Origin of the sequence: Lysinibacillus sp. UBA6686 (assembly GCF_002455205.1) — a bacterium.
In the GTDB taxonomy this organism is placed as follows: domain Bacteria; phylum Bacillota; class Bacilli; order Bacillales_A; family Planococcaceae; genus Lysinibacillus; species Lysinibacillus pakistanensis.
On the sequence record NZ_DKJS01000047.1, the window covers coordinates 37,792 to 40,359 of the forward strand.

A 2,568-nucleotide genomic window follows, 5' to 3' on the forward strand; every position below is an offset into this window, starting at 1 on the left:
CAAAACTCTTGACGAAGGTCAAAAAGTAGAGTTCGAAGTTGTAGATGGCAACCGCGGACCACAAGCTGCTAACGTAACTAAACTTTAATTCTCAGTAATTAAAAATACTTTCGTTAAACTTAAGGCATCCTATTTCCATAGGATGCCTTTTTTTGTATACTTTCAGGATTAAAGGTATATTTTTATTTTAACAATAAATTTATTATGTAAACTAATTAAAACGGCTTATCTCGCAAAAAGAGAGAATAAGCAGGAGCAGTATGGTTTAATTATTGAGAATACGATGTAATTCTTGAACAGGTACAAATAAACCTACTTGACCATATGGCTCTTTTTTCATCGTGGCAAAGACAATTCCGATTACCTCACCATCATTATTTAACACAGGACTTCCACTGTTACCTCGATACACAGGTGCTTTCATCATCATAACAGGCTCTTGCCAATCCTCAAGATATGTTGATTCAAGTAGTGTACCTTCATTAGCAATGCCGGTAAAGGCTAATGGATTACCAATAAAATAGACATGTTCATTTTGACTATAGCTGGGATCTTCAGCAAGTGGAAGGGATGGTAGTTCATCACCAGTTACTTGCAATATTGCTAAATCAACATCAGGATAGCTTTGCACTAACTTTGCTTGCATAATGCCCTCCTCAGGAAAAATAACCGAAAGAGTATGGGTGTCTTCTATAACGTGTGCATTGGTGACGATAAGTCCATCTGCTGAAATGGAGAAACCTGTACCTTTACTACTGCCAGTAGATACTTCTACCACCGATTTTTTATAGGTTTTTATATCCTCTTGTGCGGATAGCCTTGTTGATACCTTCAAAAATTCAATAGCAGGGATGGAGTAAATTTGAAAGATTATAGCAAATGTGTTAATAAATAATACAAGCGCCATACTCCAGACAACCCATTTGATTATCGGTTTTTGTTTTTTAGGTTTTTTACCTTGCTGGCGTTCCTCTCGTTCTTGAGCTAACGCCCTTTGCTGTTCAGCAAGGACAAGCTCAATCAATTCTTCTTCTGTTAGTTCTTCCTCAGTTGACCTATGTATATCATGCATTCATATTACCCCCTTACCCAAAATAAAAGGCGCCGCAGTAAGTAAATCTTACTCGATTTTCTGTAAGATTGACGTAATAATAAACTGTCCCTCGTTATTCGTCACCATCATGTCCTCTTTACGGATTCGTCCAATGTTTTTGGCAAAATATTTTGTAGTCGTTAGCGTATTAGCATTACCTTCTCCTTGAAAGTAAATTGTCGAACCATCAGGTGAGGACTAGGGTCCAAGCACGGCTCGTTTTAGCAGTTTGCTGTTCATCTAGCTGTTTGACAGGTATTTTTTTCACCGAGTCAGTATTGCATATGTCGCTACAGCCAATGAAAAATAGTACAAGAGAAATATAAGTCCTTGTTGTATCATAGGCAAACTCATTCAACTACTTTCCTTCATTATACGTGAAGTTTAACAGGCACACACGAATGTTAAGAATACCAGCTTTCTAAAAAGCTAATTTGTTTTTTTGATGCATCGACACGTATACGTAAACCAATTGGCATGGCATGAAGAGGGTGGGTGTGGCAGCAATCGACTTCCGCAATAATAGGAATATTGTTACCATCAAGTACCTCTAGCAAGACTTCAAAAGGCTTTCTCCCAGTTCCTAAATCGTCATATTGTTCATGTTTGCCTAAAATGATTGCAGCAGCTTTGTCAAAAACGCCATGTAATTTAAGCATAGTAAAGTTTTTCTCGACAACTGCAATGGTTTTGGATGTATCCTCAAGCAATAAAATATCACCTTCTTTTATTTGTGGAAAAAAGGGGGTTCCAATAAAACCGTACATTGTATTGATATTTCCACCTATTAGACGTCCTTCAGCAACACCAGACTGGACCGTAATCCAAGAATTCGGATGTTGTGTTTTTTCAGAAGTTTTTTCTAACCAATTTAGTCGGTCATCTGTCCAAATGGGTGGAACAGGCATATCGTAGGGAATGGATAGAGAATACATAAACAAATTTTTAAAATATTGTTCTGTATATTGCACAAATGGCGGAAATTCACCAAATGTTGAAGCAACAGAAGGACCGTGAAAAACAGGAATTTCTGTCTTTGCATACATTCCAAGTAATATAGCGGTCACATCAGATAAACCTACAAGCATTTTTGGATTTTGACGAAATGCTTGATAATCTAAATAAGGCAACATACTATTAGCATTTGTACCGCCCATTGTCGGTAAAATCATTTTTATTTGAGGATCACGTAGAAGGGCATTGAATTCTTGAGCTCGTTCCTTCGGGGTACCAGAGCGATAAAAATCATCTTTACCTGTTAAAGAACCCTCACGAATGATTAAGCCTAGTGCTTCCAGACGCTTCTTTCCACGTTCATAGCGAGCTTTTGCTGTTACAGTAGCTGGTTTGGAAGGCGAGTATATGCCGATCATATCGCCTTTTTTTAAAGGGGAAAACATAAAATACCTCTTTCTATTTTTTATTAGACAAGGCTATTATACATGATTTTACAATTTATTGGGCTAGAATGATTC

3 protein-coding genes are annotated in these 2,568 nt (G+C 37.3%); 1 reads left to right on the top strand and 2 read right to left on the bottom strand.

Going from position 1 to position 2,568, the window contains the following annotated elements; all coding sequences use genetic code 11:
* A partial coding sequence (locus B2R82_RS13010; protein ID WP_286925277.1) for a cold shock domain-containing protein occupies positions 1–88 on the top strand: 88 nt, incomplete at its 5' end.
* A gap of 177 nt (positions 89–265) precedes the next feature.
* Here B2R82_RS13010 and B2R82_RS13015 read toward each other — a convergent pair.
* Together B2R82_RS13015 and B2R82_RS13020 are read right to left on the bottom strand one after the other, a co-directional pair.
* On the bottom strand, positions 266–1,072 hold the full coding sequence (locus B2R82_RS13015; RefSeq protein ID WP_286925274.1) for a S1C family serine protease: 807 nt from the start codon (positions 1,070–1,072) through the stop codon (positions 266–268).
* A gap of 425 nt (positions 1,073–1,497) precedes the next feature.
* Entirely contained in the window at positions 1,498–2,493 is a 996-nt protein-coding gene (locus B2R82_RS13020; protein ID WP_286925275.1) for a S66 family peptidase, read from the bottom strand.
* Positions 2,494–2,568 lie beyond the last annotated feature (75 nt).